This is a genomic window from Aliirhizobium sp. YIM B11859, assembly GCF_057163345.1.
Genome location: NZ_JBXHAY010000006.1, coordinates 205,554 through 219,125, shown reverse-complemented (window position 1 = coordinate 219,125; position 13,572 = coordinate 205,554). Strand labels below are relative to the sequence as shown.

Below are 13,572 nucleotides of genomic sequence, written 5' to 3'. Positions count from 1 at the left end.
CGATTGCGAAACCGCAGGCTCACTCCGCCGGGCCGACAAGGAGGATGTTCGGAGGATTGTCGCGCAAACAGTCGCACACTGTGAGCTGGGTCGCTACGCCGTCCCTGGCTGCTACTGTCGTCGGAGATCGACGGACCATCTCGTAAAAAGAGTGCCGTTAGAGCGCAATCCTACGGTTAGCACCACTGGGTTCAGCTGCGAACTTTGCGGCCTCGTGTTCCAGCAGTGGTGGAGCGAACAGATAGCCCTGAACACTCGTGCCGCCCAAAGCTGTGAGAGCCGCGAGCTCTTCTTCTGTCTCGACACCCTCGATCACGCAATCCAACCCCATGTCTGTACTTAGTGCCAGCAGAGACTTCACGATCTTATAGCTGGACGGCCGCAAATGCAGGTCCTTGACGAAGCTGCGATCAATCTTGAACTTTGTCAGTGGCAGGGCGTGAAGGCGCGTGAGGCTTGAGTATCCGGTTCCGAAATCATCAAGCGAGATCCCACATCCCAGTCTTCGAAGGGTCTCGACGGATTGCGTGACCTGTTCAAAATCGTGGGCGAAAGCCGTTTCGGTTATTTCGAGATCAAGGCGCGTTGGATCAAAGCCACTTGTCTGAATGATGCCGATCAGCATCAAGACACTGTCGCTGGAGTTCAAGTCGTGAGCAGACAGGTTGAACGACAGGCGCAGGGGTGGTCTCCAATGCGAAGCCGCAGCCAAGGCTTTCTTCAAGAGCGGCTTCGTGAGCGAGCCGACGATCCCCGCGCGTTCTGCGATAGGGATAAAGCAGGCTGGAGAGATCTTGCCAAGCTGTGGACTATCCCAGCGTGCCAGAGCTTCAAAACCTATAGTCTGCGGGCCACGGACATCGATAATCGGTTGGAAGACCACTGACAGCTCGCTTTCGAGATCGGCCTGCTTCAGTGCGCTTTCTATCTTCGCCTCGGAATTGATTTGATATTCATGATCAGCGTCGAACAACACCGCGCCACCGCGCTGCCTCTTCTTGGCGTGGTAAAGCGCATAATCGGCGCGCTCGAAAAGCTGCTCGCAGTTAAGCGCAAGCTCGGGGAACACTGCGATCCCCATTGATGCCGAGATATGCACCGTACCTTCCGATAAACAGTAGGGCTCCCTCAGCTTGGCCGCGATTGCGTTGGCATTTATCACCATCTGTGTATTTTCCGGTGGCAGAGGAGCGATGATTGCGAATTCGTCACCACCTAGTCTGAAAGCCGTGCTGGCTTTCAGAGTGCTGGATAGACGTGCGGCAACCTCGGCCAGGAGACGATCGCCAACCGAATGGCCGTAAAGGTCGTTGACGGGCTTGAAGCCGTCGAGATCCATGACGCCGAGAGCCAACCGTACACCGTTAACTTTCGCCCTCGCCAGTTCGGCTTCCAGCTCTGCGAAAAACGCGCGCCGATTGCCAAGTTCAGTCAAACTATCAAGGTTGGCGAGCCTGAAGTTCTCGCAGCTCAGAGCCTCGCTTTGCTGTTTCGAAACCACCATGCTTTCGAAGTTTCGGTAGTTTGTCAGAAGGATGGACATCATGCCGGCGCAAACCAGCAAGACGTTGATCGCAATGGCAACAAATGTTGGCTGTGCCGTCGAGGCGAAGAAAGCGATAAATGCGCCGTTGACGATGAGTGTCACGATAAAGGCCGCCGAACGCACATACATCAGGCAGAAGATGCAAGAGATGACGGTAATGGCCATGTAGAAGGCGACATGCGATCGGGTATAGGCATCGCCATATGGTATCAGCGCGAAAGACCAGAGTGTGAAAGCCATGGCAATGCCGCCCGCAAGCCGATTGGTCCGCAGAAGTGCAGCATGTGCAAGGTCTGGAGATGGATCTGAATTTCTGGTTCGTAGCCAGAAGATCACTCTTAGCAGGCAGCCGCCCGTAAGCAGCACCGGCACACCAAGTGTCAACCACGCGGGCGCGATCCGCATATGCGTCATTGCAAGCGCCCAGGTGCTGGAAAGCAAAATGAAATACATCATCGGCATTTGGCGCGTGAAGGCTCGATATTGCGCTTTGAGAAGCTCAGGGTTCTCGTTTTGCACCGACATGAAGTTCCGGATACCGCGCCACGCAATGTATGTATTCATAAGTTCGCCCAACAACTGATGAGCGGTTACTTACATATACATCATTACAATCGCGGAAATTAGCACGGTTAATCAAACTTGACGGAAGCCGGTTTGTCCTCATCGTCCCGGGAGAGAATCGAGGTCCAGGTCAATTGATCCATGCCGATTTTGGCAAAGAGCAGACCAGCTTGGTTTAATTGAGCTCTTGATGATGATCGAACCTTCGGCCCACTTACTCGTCATGAACTGAGAGGTATAGGATCGGTGCCTTCACTCAGGATTGCAAGATATCGTCGATAACTGAACACACGTCCACGCTTACGGCCGGTCACCTCATCAACGATGCCCAATCGCTTTAGATCGGCGAGTGCGGCGTTGACCGTTGGCGCAGACAGACCTGTTATGTGAACGATCTGGTTCGCCGTGTGAAAAGGATTTTGCTGGAAAAGCTCGTGAATGCGAAGCGCCGACCCTGCTCTGTCACTCTCTACCCTGATCCGCTCCCGATCTTGCTTAAAAAGATCGACGATCTGGGTCGCAGCCTCAAATGCCTGATTGGCGGTGTCGGCGACGCCAGCGAGAAAAAAGTCTAGCCAGGCTTCCCAGTTTCCATTTTCACGAACCTCCTGCAGTAAACGATAATATTCTCTGCGATGGGACTTCAAATAGAGGCTGGGGTAGAGAAGCGGCATTCGCAGAACACCGTTCATGCAAAGATATAGGGTTACAAGCAGGCGGCCGATACGGCCGTTGCCATCGAGAAATGAATGGATCGTTTCGAATTGCACATGCAGCAGGCCGGCTTTAATAAGTGCCGGTAACCGAGATTGGTCATCGTGCATGAAGCGCTCGAACGCATCCAGGCAACCGGCCATTTCAGTGAGGGGTGGCGCCACAAAGAGTGCGGTACCGGGGCGCGTGCCACCAATCCAATTTTGCGAGCGGCGGAACTCCCCTGGATCCTTGCTGCCTCCTCGCCCACTGTGTAGGAGCCGGGCATGCATCTCGCGGATCAGACGCAATGACATGGGCAGCGCTTCCAGCTGCTCCAAACCATACATCATGGAGTCCACATAGTTGGAGACTTCACGGATATCATCAACCAGGCTGCCCCGCCTGGGCTTCGGTCTCAAACCGCAAAAGATCGGAAAGCGTCGACTGCGTACCTTCAATCTGCGAGGAAAGAACAGCTTCCTTTCTCACATACATGTAGAGAAACAGCTCCTGTCGCGGCAGCAGTATGTGATACCATCCAAGCGTCCCAGCGCTCGCTCTGCTAGGCTGAGGCGCTCAAGCAAAGAAAGCACATCAATCGCCGGCTCGGGTGGCAATGGTGGAGGCACGAACGCGCGCACTGTTTCATTGGCAGCGACCGTTTCGACGAAGCGACCCAGGCGGTTTTTAGGTTGGGAATCAGACATAACCCAATACCAGGCGCGCGCCTTGTTTAAACAAGCAGCGCTTCATTTAATTAATCGGCAAGCTTAGATAAGCGCGCTTAATTAACGCGCCGACATTGAATCCCTGAGATTTGATCCAGGCGACATGGGCGCCTAATACGATGATCAGGCGCCACTTAAAGTGACACGCCCGATACATTCTTTGTTAAACCTCGCCTCCTATTCCCGCTCGCCCTCGGCATTGGCGCCGAGAGAAACGGAATAAGCATGACCAAGAATGATATTTCATCACGTCGTTTTCAGCGAAAGATATCAGAATTCTGCGAGCTGCGTATCGCGCCAATCGCTTCTCGGCGGGTGTTGGAGAATATCCGGCCCTACCTGGTCAGTTTGATCATCTACCGAAAATCACCACCGCTCCTGAATGGCCATATCGACTGGGCGACGATTGGTCAGGCCTGTGGGCTCGAAGCCGAGTTGACGGCAGAATTGAAAAAGCAACTTCGGCCGGGCCTCGATGCGATCATCCGGTGGCTCGGTCCTCCACCGGCAGCCGAAGGACGACGGCCACCAAAGCCGTCAGCTAGCCCGCGCAAAACTGTGGTCCCCAAAAAGGCTGCCTCCACAACCTCAACAAGAAAGCCGCAACGTGCGGCGGCCGACGATCTTTTTGTCCGTGCTGCGCCGACACAGCCTGGCCCCGCACCGAAGCCGATTAGCCCATACCCGGAACCATTATTCGAGGCGAGAGAGGACCCGGCGAGCTTTCAGGACGCGCTGGCCTACCATATGCGGCGGTTCGGCGACACATATTGGCAGCTCTATCGCGCCGTTGTTCATCTGAACGAGACCTTCGACCACAAGACGCTGCTTTCCTGGATCCAGGGTGATCGCGTACCCCGATCTGTTGCAAGTTTCGACATCCTCCGCCGCATCGAGCGGCGCTATCGACTTCCGGAGGGATATTTCAAAGCGAAACTGCCGCATCAGGCGCGCTCCCTTTATGGTCACGATCTCGGTGAGATCAGCCCGGCTGAGCGGCGCAGGATTGCGTTGCATCTTCCTGATGACTTCAGCAGTCTGCCCTTCAGTAAGCGGGAAGAGATTCTCGATTGGGTGCGCCGGGTGATCATTTCCGGATCAACGGAGTATCGTCAATACCAGGCGGCGGCCAGCAAGCAACGATATGCGATCCGCTTTCCCGGAGTCACCTATGGAGGAGGCTCTTTGTCGCCAAGATCCCTGGCATCTGCAGTCGGCGCCAATCAGAATGTAGAGGCGGAGTTTGATGATCCTGACCTGCTCTCCGGCGTCGTCGACGCGCCGCCGCGGCTTGCCATGGAAATGGCAGATCTCATTCGCTTCAAAACCTCCACTCTGACGGCGATCGGCTTTCAGCGGAATGGCGTTTGGGGAGAAGAGACGGCTTCGCAGAAGATCGAGCATCTCGGCCTGATGTTTGGGGCGCTGGCCGCGTCACCAAACGGTGCAGTAAAAGGTTTTGGCGTTCCGCTCAGTCATTTGAGTTTCGGTCTTCTCATCTTCCCTGGCGTGTGGGACTGGTATCTGCAGTGGCGGGAACAGCGGCGTGGCTTCTATACCAAATGGGAAGAAGACATGCTGATGGTTGCCCAGGCCCTTTCCCGCGCGGATGTCGGCTGGATACGGCAGCACCCGGAGCTGCTTCAGAATGTCCGACCCATCGCAGGCTTGATTGAACAGGAAGAAATCGAATTCGCAGCCCGCGATTGGCATGGCGCCTGTGATGCGTTTCATCGACACGCCGCCAATCGTTCCAAAGAAATCCAGCGCGTCATGCGTGTCCACCGCGATCCGTTCGAGCCGATCATGTGTGTCCTCGAGGCCGAGAGCCCATTGGCGGAATATCGCAAAATCACCGACGAGATCCTTGCACGCATGCCGGATGAAAGAAGATATCCACGGCCAGCGGCCGAAGCCGTCCGATCGTTCCTGCTGCTTCGGCTTGGCCTGCACCTCGGGCTGCGGCAGAAAAACCTTCGTCAACTGCGTGTTTGTCCGCGCGGACATTATCCGACATCGGAACGCCGACTTGAGGATATGAGATGCGGCGAGCTGCGCTGGAGTGATCGCGATAATGGATGGGAGGTCCTTATCCCGTCGGTCGCATTCAAGAACTCCGGCTCATCTTTCTTCGGTCAAAAGCCGTTCCGCCTGATCCTGCCGGACCTGCTCGATCTCTACAAATATCTGGATGCTTACATCGGCCGCCATCGCGGTGTTCTGCTCGGCGGTGCAAAGGATCCCGGGACGTTGTTCGTAAAGACCGTGAAGACGACCAGCATCGATGCAGCCTACAACTCCACCACATTCTACGAGGCTTGGCGGACGGTCATTCAACGCTACGGGATATACAATCCCTACACCGGACGCGGTGCAATCAGGGGCTTGCTGCCGCATGGCCCGCATAACTTGCGGGACATTCTTGCGACGCATATTTTGAAGCAGACCGGATCATACGAGCAGGCGAGCTACGCCATTCAGGACACGCCCGATGTCGTGCAGCAGCACTATGGTCGCTTCCTTCCGCAAGACAAGGCCGCGCTAGCTGCCAAGATCCTCAACCAAGTCTGGGAAGCCGCGTAAGGCTGGATAAAATCTTCGGCTCGGATGTTAGCCACGACCTACATCCGAGCTGACCTCATCGTCTCGCTCTTGATGAGACTCGAACGAGCGACCTGCAACTCTGAAGGCTTAAACGACCCAAGGATTGATGATTCTCAATCCGGCTGCCTCGAATGGGCTTGTATCTCGAGTTGCCACCGCAAGATGGTTTTCTGCTGCTGTAGCAGCAATGTATCCATCAGCCTTCCCGATCGCCTTTCCGGATGTTCGCCCGCCTGTCATCAACTCCGCGTAGAATTGTGAGGTTTCTGCGCCAAAAGGCAGAATGCGCCCGTCAAAGAGCGGAAGAACCTCACCTTCAAGGCGTTCGTGGAGAATTGCCTGACGCTTCCCTGAGGGCATTGAGGCAATCCCGAAACGAAGTTCGGCAATTGAAATCGCGGAAATGAACAACGTCTCGATGGCCTGTGCGTCCAGCCAAGTCAGCACAGCAGGATCAGGAGCAGGCTTCCAAGGCTCAGATATTACATTAGTGTCCAGTAAGATCATTCGAAAATCATCGGTTCTGCCGGGGCCCTGTTGCGCTGTTGCTGCAGCGCTTCAACGTCACTGTTTGACAACTCGGCATCACGGCCAATGGCAGCGAGCAATGATCCGAGTTTCACACGTCCAGTTGGACGAACGGCGGCTTCAAGAATGTCACGAATTTCGGCTTCGGTACTGCGACCGTGGTGAGCTGCTCTTGCGCGTAGCGCCCGATGCGTTTCATCAGAGATGTTTCGAATGGTCACCGCTGCCATAAGTCCGATCCTACCTTTACTCTTCTCCTGATATCACTTTAATGGAAATGATTGCACTCCTCAAGCCGTGCCGTGAGAAAAAAGCGGGACTTTATAGCGCGCCTTCGGTCTTGAAGGGACTCGAACCGACGACCCACGATTGTGATTTATGTGGCTCGTCAGCCGAGCCCAACCGTCCTTTCTCCAGGAGACTTGCAGAAACCACCGTATCTGGCTATATTACTGGAGATATCCGGAGAATCCGATGGCCAGCTCTCAGACACGTGCAATTCAGAACTACAGAAGCCGCTTGGGCGACCGCGGCCTCGCTCGTTTTGAGGTACTTGGGCGTGATAGTGATCGCGGTTTAATTAGATCACTTGCGCGCAAATTGGCAGAAGATGGCCCGGAAGCAGCCAATCTGCGTGCCGTTGTCAGCGAAACGCTCGCCGGAGAGCCGCCTAAAAAGGGTGGCATTCTCGCGGCTCTCCGCCGATCGCCGATGGTCGGAGCCGATCTCGACACAGCCCGTTCACGCGAGGAAGGTCGCGCGATAGATCTGTGATGCGCTACTTGCTCGACACCAACATCCTTAGCAATATCACCGAACCAGAGCCTTCGACGTCATTAATGACATGGATGGCCGAGCAAGCCGACGATGATTTGTGCATCGCTTCGCTTACTGTCGCCGAGATACACCGAGGAATACTGGAGAAGCCGGCGGGAAAGAAACGAGCCGCCCTCGAAGCCTGGTTTGCCGGCAATGAAGGGCCGCAATCGCTCTTTTCTGGTCGCATCCTTCCGTTCGACGAAAAGGCAGCTCTGATCTGGGCCGAGCTAATGGCACACGGCAAGGCGACGGGCCGCCCACGGAGTGCCTTGGACACAATCGTGGCAGCTATTGCGCAATCGAATAGCTGCATCGTTGTCACCGATAACGAGCGAGATTTTCAGGGGATCGACATTATCAATCCCCTGCGTGCGACCGTAATCTAAGTTACTCGCCAACGTTTTTTAGCTCTTGATGGGATTCGAACTGCCGACCATTGCTTTGCAAAGAACTCAAGCACACGTTCCCGCGGAGCTCGAAAAGACAAATTAGAGGCGGCCTGCGTGCCTATTTTCAGCCACGCCATGGATCCACGAGAACAACGCCGGTTCCCTGGAAATCTTGAATGTTGCGTGTGACGACAACTAGACCGTGAACGATCGCCGTAGCAGCGATGAGTGCATCAGCTTCATTGCGGCGGTCCGGAATATGCAAGTGGGCGCATCGTGTGGCAACTGCTTCATCGATGGAGATGATGCGCTCAGCAAACCCCGGGCGAACCCGGCTATCCATCCAGGCTCGTAAGCGAGAGCCCTGCTCCATGTCACGCCCCTGGATGCTGAGTATTCCGCGCTCAAGCTCCAAAATTGTTATGACAGAGATATAGAAATCACGGGAATCCCGCGCACTTAACCAACCCGTCACGTTCGAATCAGCTTTACCGTCACCTACTTTACGGAGCTCGGAAACCACGTTTGTGTCGAGCAGATACTTCAAGACAGGTCAACTTCGCTTATTGCAATAACCGATCGAGGCGGATCCAAATCGATACTCGACAATCCAGTCATAGATAGCGCATCGATGAGGTTGTGACGTTTGCCTGTCAAACGTTCAAACTCACCGTACGTCATCAACACATGGGATGGCCTGCCGCGATCAGTGATAACGACTGGTCCTGCTTCAGCAGCCTTCTTGGCTCTGCCGACATCATGATTTAATTCGCGGCTGGTTAAGCTGGTAGTAGCCATATACGTCTCCATGTAGGAACGTACCTACATATAGCGATTTCCTTCTCACTACGCAATGCCCTCTTGGCACCGCATCATGTCTAGGCTCTTGAGCTCTTGAAGGGACATGAACCGCAGCCCCGCGGACTGATTGACAGCAAGGCTCTGATTATATGAGCTAATGTCTCGTATCACTGATGAGATCGTGCGCTATGGCTCGCGAGAAGGGATGTGAACCAGAGACCCTGCTATTTCGATTCTCGCTTAGTGCCAGACTATCTAGTTGCTGCAGGATCTTGATCCCCCTCTAGGTTGGATCAGCACCCCAATGCGAAGGTGCGCCAGGAGAACTGGCGGGCGGGCGACAAAGTCTCTTCACCGCTCCGCTAAATTGGCCTTAATCTGCACATGAACCAAGGATCGGTGTCATCAGCCGCACATGTGCATCCATACGCTCGAGAACCTTTGCCGGAACGACCTCGCGTTCCGGCAGCGACCACCAGAATTTGTCCACATGTTCGACCGTGTCGACCACCGCATTGAGGACTGCCGCTTCCGGCATTTTTGCGCGATTAGCGAAGGCTTTCCATCGCTGTGCGTTCAATGCCTTGAAAGGACGCTCGCCGGCGAGCGACAGAGCCATGGCGTCCGCCGGGATGTAAGGGATCGTCGAGAGCACGTCATAGACAGGCGCAAGTTCCGGTTTGTCACCAGTACCTCGATAGATCAACGACCAGTTTTTCAGGTGCATGTCGCCATTGCCCGTCAAGGCAGCCAGAGCCAATCGGCGGACGAACTCGAGAGCGGCGGCGGACGACACGGCAACATTCAAGGCCGCAGCGATATCATGATAGGCGGCTCCTTCATACTTCCGGGAAGGATTGACGCCGAAGACCTGGGCGAAGTCCTCGATATGGATCCGTTCACCATTGGTGCCACGATCGAAGCGTTTGACGAGCAGGACTCTGCCATCCGACAGCGTCTCGAACTCTTTCGGGATGCCTTCGAACTCCGATTGCTCGACAACTTCCCGTTCCGGCACCTCCATGCCGATCGCTTCTGCCAAGGCAAGATTAGCATATTCGTTTTCCGACACGCCGGAAAATGAAGTGGACGGAAACTTGGCGATATACGAACCCTGCTCATCACCAAGTGGCAGGGTCAATCCGCCGCCCTTGCCCGTGTTCTTGATAACCGAGAGCTTCATCTGCACGCCGGCAAGCGAAAACCGGGCTTTCGGTTTTGGAGTAGGCATATCGTCGAGATGTGCCACCGTTCCGTCGCTCGGCACGACGCGGACGGCACCCGGCAGGTCCGCCCCGAGTGCGACAAGCAGATCGAAATCGTTCCCAGCGCGAACGCTGCCCGCGTGGTGCTTCTCCATCGCCTCGCGCAATTTGTCCTCTGGGAGAAGATTGGCAAAGAATGCCGGCAAGGCTCTTGCAACAGGCTTCGGGTCCTTACGCAAGCCGCCGCTGGCGGCGCGAAAAGACAGGCTCACGATGGGAACTCCACCTGTCGCGCGATAGCTATCCTCGAAGCTGAATGCGTTGAAATCACCGGGCGTCCGTACGATCGTGCCGACCTTTACGTCGTTCATCAGCACGTTGAGTGACGAGATGGATCTCGGATTGGGAAAAGCCTTAGGCACCAAGATCACCGTCTGGATGTGCAACGAATGCCGGAAGATCATCGAGATCGTCGTGTGGCTGCAGCAAAGCATCGACAGCCGGCACCATAGCCTGCGGGATGAGCATCAGCTCGAGCCCGAGAGCACGGGCGATGTTGATCAAGGTCGTCGTACGCGCGGCGCTGCTTCCGGCCTCGATCTCACGATAGCGAGGGCGTGATATGCCGGCCATGTCAGCGACCTGCTCCTGGGTCAATCGCCTCACCTTGCGGGTAGCCTTCAGCAACTGTCCGATATCCAGTAGTGCATCTGACTCAGCGCGCGCCATCATCCTCCCCCATCCGGTCTTCTTAAGACTGGTGGGTAAATTAGCAAAATCATCCCTTCCAGTCAAATAAAAGGATAGATATACAGATCATTGCGAAAAATATGATCCGTTTAAATATCATTCATGACGTTTACAAAAGACGGCGTTAGGTGTCCCCACCTTGCATGCTTCGTTAAAGGCCGCCGCTTATTCCCAGGCGTCTGGGACTGGTATCTGCAATGGCGCGAGCAGCGGCGTGGGTTCTACACCAAGTGGGAAGAGGATATGCTGATGGTGGCGCAGGCCCTCACGCGCGCGGACGTAGGCTGGATCCGGCAGCATCCGGAACTCTTGAAGAATGTCAGGCCGATCGATGGTCTCATCGAACAGGACGAGATCGAGTTCGCGACCCGCGATTGGAACGGCGCCTGCGATGCGTTTCACCGGCATGCGGCAAACCGGTCGAAAGAAATCCAGCGGGTAGCGCGCGTCCATCGCGATCCTTTTGAACCGATCATGTGCATCCTCGAGGCCGACAGCCCTCTGGCGGAATATCGCAAGATCACCGACGAAATCCTGAAACGCATGCCGGACGAAGATCGCTACCCGCGGCCGGCTGCCGAGGCCGTCCGGTCATTCCTGCTACTCCGTCTTGGCCTGCATCTCGGCCTTCGCCAGAAGAATCTGCGACAATTGCGTGTCTGCCCGCGCGGTCATTACCGACATCGGAGCGGCGGCTTGAAGACCTGAAATGCGGTGAGCTGCGCTGGAGCGATAGGGAGAAAGGCTGGGAAGTCCTGATCCCCTCGGTCGCCTTCAAGAATTCCGAGTCATCGTTTTTCGGGCAGAAGCCATTCCGGTTGATCCTTCCAGATCTCCTCGATCTCTACAAATATCTCGAGGCCTATATCGACAAGCACCGCGGCGTCCTGCTCGGCAGTGCGAAGGATCCAGGCACGCTGTTCGTCAAGACGGTGAAGACGACCAGCATCGACGCCGCCTACGATTCAACGAAGTTCTATGAGGCTTGGCGGACCGTGATCCAGCGATACGGGATCTACAATCCTTACACCGGTCGCGGCGCCATTAAGGGATTGCTGCCGCATGGGCCACATAACCTGCGGGATATCCTTGCTACCCATATTCTCAAACAGACCGGGTCATACGAGCAGGCGAGCTATGCCATCCAGGATACGCCTGATGTCGTGCAACAGCACTTCCTTACCGTTTTCTTGTCTGCCGACTACGCTCCCGAAGACGGCCAGGCTCTCCATGACATCGCCGATAAGGCGTCCGACGTTGACAACGATTAAAACGGCATAATGCTCTGGGCGATCTAACGGATCTGTCGAATGTTGCTAGCGGGATGCCAGCCCGAAGAGCCGAACCGACGTTGATTGCAGTGGCTTCCAGAAACTTGGCCGGTCCGGCCTTCAGTGCATGACGGAGCCGTCAGGTGGGGAACCTATTGGCATGAACGGTATTCAACTCTCCATTCGCTTTTATCGCGGGCGGGCGTCATAACGATCCTCATATTGAGTACGCTTTTGATGTAAGGTCTTTTTGATGAATGGGGTTTTATTCTTTCTTACTGTGAACCTGGTCGTCGCCTTGTGTTTCAGCGCGGTGTTCGCGGTCGTATCCACCCGTTCTCGATCACGCACTGCGGCGCTCTGGTTCGCCGCCGGGTTTGGGGTCGCGTCCCTATCAGCGATCTTTGAGCTACTCATCGCCTACACGAGCTTCGTAAAGGTTTCGGCGCTCGGTGCATTCGCCGCAGTGGTCGCTGGAATGGCGCTTCTTCGTGTCGGCGTGGGTGAGCTCTACGGACGTCCCCTCGATAAGCGGATTGGGATCGGTTTCGCCCTCGTGACGGCGATTGGTAGTCACCTCATCTACGATTTGCCGAGAAGCTCGCCCCTGCATGCGATATTGTATCAGACGCCTTTTGCCCTAGCCGTTCTCTCCAGCGCGTTCGCTGTACTGTTGTCGCGTAGAAAACTTGGGATCGACAGATTTCTCGGTTTCCTGATGCTGTTGACCGGCATTCAGTTCTTCGCCAAAGCCGGACTGACCGTCCTGGTTGGGACCGGATCGACAGCGAAGGATTACATCAATTCGAACTACGCGCTCATATCCCAAAGCGCGACGGCAATTCTGATGGTGGCGGTGGGATTGACGCTTCTTGCCGTGCTCGTGCTGGAGATCATGGCAGATCAACAAACCGAGTCGGACCAAGATGCCCTGTCAGGTCTGGCGAACCGCCGCGGATTTGATCGACGTGTCCGGTCCTTGTTGAAGGAGTGGCCCGAAGGACCGCATGCCGTTATCGTTTGTGACCTTGATCACTTCAAGAGCATCAACGACACCTATGGCCACCATGTCGGAGACTTGGTGATCCAGGGTTTTGGTAAGGTTCTTCGCAACCACACGCCCGCCATATCTGCCACAGGACGCATTGGCGGCGAAGAGTTTGCGGTCTTCCTGCCAAACATGCCCGTAGACGTTGCGCTGGCGCTGGCGCAGACGATCCGCAGGGCGGCAACAACCATCGAGGATCTACCTGTTACACCAACCGCAAGTTTCGGAGTGGCCTCCCTCGCCTCGGAACCTGAACTTCAGGATGCGTACCGGCGTGCCGACCGTGCGCTTTACGAAGCGAAGAATGCGGGTCGAGATCGCGTGAAACTGGCGAGTAGTCGCGGGTGAAGTCAATGAACCTCAACTAGTCGATAGCCTCGGGGACCTGAGCCGACATGCGAAATTGCCTGCTCACTGATAGGTGAACGCCAAGGGCGGACGGCAATAACAAGTAGAGTTTTGCTTTTGAGCTATTGAATGTCGCGTTCATAATCTCTTGAACCGGTACGAACCGGTGACCCGCGGGTTCGATCCACGGCTAAATCACATATATCAACAAATACCGTGTCGAAGTGCGCAGATGTCGCGACAACAAAAAAGGCCGGGGCGAAATCGCACCGACC

At 55.5% G+C, this 13,572-nt stretch carries 11 protein-coding genes and 2 pseudogenes; 5 read left to right on the top strand and 8 right to left on the bottom strand.

Annotation, left to right across the window (positions count from 1 at the left end; genetic code table 11):
- Positions 1 to 157 precede the first annotated feature (157 nt).
- Both AC2GXZ_RS22470 and AC2GXZ_RS22465 read right to left on the bottom strand, forming a co-directional pair.
- The gene (locus AC2GXZ_RS22470; protein ID WP_483761442.1) at positions 158 to 2,110 is read right to left on the bottom strand and encodes a putative bifunctional diguanylate cyclase/phosphodiesterase; all 1,953 of its coding nucleotides are present in this window, start codon (positions 2,108 to 2,110) and stop codon (positions 158 to 160) included.
- Between the two features lie 221 nt (positions 2,111 to 2,331).
- A pseudogene (locus AC2GXZ_RS22465) lies at positions 2,332 to 3,513 on the bottom strand (Fic family protein).
- A gap of 246 nt (positions 3,514 to 3,759) precedes the next feature.
- On the opposite strand from AC2GXZ_RS22465, the gene AC2GXZ_RS22460 reads away from it, so the two are divergent.
- Entirely contained in the window at positions 3,760 to 6,117 is a 2,358-nt protein-coding gene (locus tag AC2GXZ_RS22460; protein ID WP_483761441.1) for a hypothetical protein, read from the top strand.
- Between the two features lie 108 nt (positions 6,118 to 6,225).
- Here the strand turns inward: AC2GXZ_RS22460 and AC2GXZ_RS22455 are convergent, their stop codons facing one another.
- On the bottom strand, positions 6,226 to 6,645 hold the full coding sequence (locus tag AC2GXZ_RS22455; RefSeq protein WP_483761440.1) for a PIN domain-containing protein: 420 nt from the start codon (positions 6,643 to 6,645) through the stop codon (positions 6,226 to 6,228).
- A complete protein-coding gene (locus AC2GXZ_RS22450) occupies positions 6,642 to 6,896 on the bottom strand; it encodes a FitA-like ribbon-helix-helix domain-containing protein (RefSeq protein ID WP_483761439.1) in 255 nt (84 codons plus the stop codon). The genes AC2GXZ_RS22455 and AC2GXZ_RS22450 overlap by 4 nt, the downstream gene beginning before the upstream one ends.
- Before the next feature lie 244 nt (positions 6,897 to 7,140).
- Here AC2GXZ_RS22450 and AC2GXZ_RS22445 point away from each other — a divergent pair, with 244 nt between their 5' ends.
- Positions 7,141 to 7,440: a hypothetical protein gene (locus tag AC2GXZ_RS22445; protein ID WP_483761438.1), complete on the top strand. Its 300-nt coding sequence runs from the start codon at positions 7,141 to 7,143 to the stop codon at positions 7,438 to 7,440.
- Complete coding sequence (locus AC2GXZ_RS22440; protein WP_483761437.1) at positions 7,440 to 7,871, top strand: PIN domain-containing protein; 432 nt, start codon at positions 7,440 to 7,442, stop codon at positions 7,869 to 7,871. Before AC2GXZ_RS22445 ends, AC2GXZ_RS22440 begins: the two co-directional genes overlap by 1 nt.
- Before the next feature lie 127 nt (positions 7,872 to 7,998).
- Here AC2GXZ_RS22440 and AC2GXZ_RS22435 read toward each other — a convergent pair whose 3' ends face one another.
- The 4 genes from AC2GXZ_RS22435 to AC2GXZ_RS22420 all read right to left on the bottom strand — a co-directional run bounded on the left by AC2GXZ_RS22435 (position 7,999) and on the right by AC2GXZ_RS22420 (position 10,609).
- Entirely contained in the window at positions 7,999 to 8,421 is a 423-nt protein-coding gene (locus tag AC2GXZ_RS22435) for a PIN domain-containing protein (protein ID WP_483761436.1), read from the bottom strand.
- Positions 8,418 to 8,672 carry a type II toxin-antitoxin system prevent-host-death family antitoxin gene (locus tag AC2GXZ_RS22430; protein ID WP_483761435.1) on the bottom strand — a complete coding sequence of 85 codons (255 nt, stop codon included), beginning with the start codon at positions 8,670 to 8,672 and terminating at the stop codon, positions 8,418 to 8,420. Before AC2GXZ_RS22430 ends, AC2GXZ_RS22435 begins: the two co-directional genes overlap by 4 nt.
- 376 nt (positions 8,673 to 9,048) lie before the next feature.
- Positions 9,049 to 10,251, bottom strand: a complete 1,203-nt coding sequence (locus tag AC2GXZ_RS22425; protein WP_483761621.1) for a type II toxin-antitoxin system HipA family toxin — start codon at positions 10,249 to 10,251, stop codon at positions 9,049 to 9,051.
- Between the two features lie 43 nt (positions 10,252 to 10,294).
- A complete protein-coding gene (locus AC2GXZ_RS22420) occupies positions 10,295 to 10,609 on the bottom strand; it encodes a helix-turn-helix domain-containing protein (RefSeq protein ID WP_483761434.1) in 315 nt (104 codons plus the stop codon).
- A 177-nt stretch (positions 10,610 to 10,786) separates the two neighbouring features.
- Between AC2GXZ_RS22420 and AC2GXZ_RS22415 the strand changes: the two are divergent.
- Positions 10,787 to 11,901, top strand: a pseudogene (locus AC2GXZ_RS22415) (hypothetical protein); the annotation flags it as partial.
- Positions 11,902 to 12,154: 253 nt separating this feature from the next.
- Positions 12,155 to 13,297 carry a GGDEF domain-containing protein gene (locus tag AC2GXZ_RS22410; RefSeq protein WP_483761433.1) on the top strand — a complete coding sequence of 381 codons (1,143 nt, stop codon included), beginning with the start codon at positions 12,155 to 12,157 and terminating at the stop codon, positions 13,295 to 13,297.
- The last annotated feature ends 275 nt before the right edge of the window (positions 13,298 to 13,572 follow it).